Source organism: Rhodopirellula sp. UBA1907 (assembly GCF_002337565.1).
Classification (GTDB): domain Bacteria; phylum Planctomycetota; class Planctomycetia; order Pirellulales; family Pirellulaceae; genus Rhodopirellula; species Rhodopirellula europaea.
In genome coordinates, this window is sequence record NZ_DDGH01000041.1 from 71648 (window position 1) to 72203 (window position 556).

The window sequence follows — 556 nt, forward strand, 5'->3', positions numbered from 1 at the left end:
AAGAAGCTGGCAAGACCGGCGACGCTGGGAAGTCGAAGAAACGCGAACCTCGCATTAAAGTCAATTTGGCGCAACTGCCGAGTGCTCCAGCCAAGCCTGCGGCTCCGACCGGCAGTTCCGGACCGGCAGCCCAAAAACCAGATATCAAACTGACCCGCGATGTTATCGAAGGCCACAAGCAGGGCATGAAAGCTCCGCTCGCTCGCCTCGAACAAGACGAAGCGGACAAGAAGCAACGCAGCAAGAAAACAGCCGAAGGCACGGTTGGACTTGCGGGACGTGGCAAACGCGTCATCGATGAAGACGAAAAACCAAAGAAGAAGGGCTTGGCCGGAATGGCCAGCGCTCGTGCCGAACGACAGCGTGGCGGTGGTGGTCGACGGATCATCGGTTCCGATGGCGGAGATCGTCATCACTACCGACGTTCGCGTCCTCGTATCCGTCGCAAGGGTGTCAACACTGCTGCACCTCGGAAAGACAAGGTCCAGATCGAATTGCCGTGTACCGTTCGCAGTTTCTGCGAAGCGTCCGGGTTGAGCGTCGCCGATGTGATGCG

At 58.5% G+C, this 556-nt stretch carries 1 pseudogene; it reads left to right on the forward strand.

Annotation, left to right across the window (positions count from 1 at the left end):
- Positions 1–556 (forward strand): annotated as a pseudogene (locus B2R17_RS09310) (translation initiation factor IF-2); the annotation flags it as partial.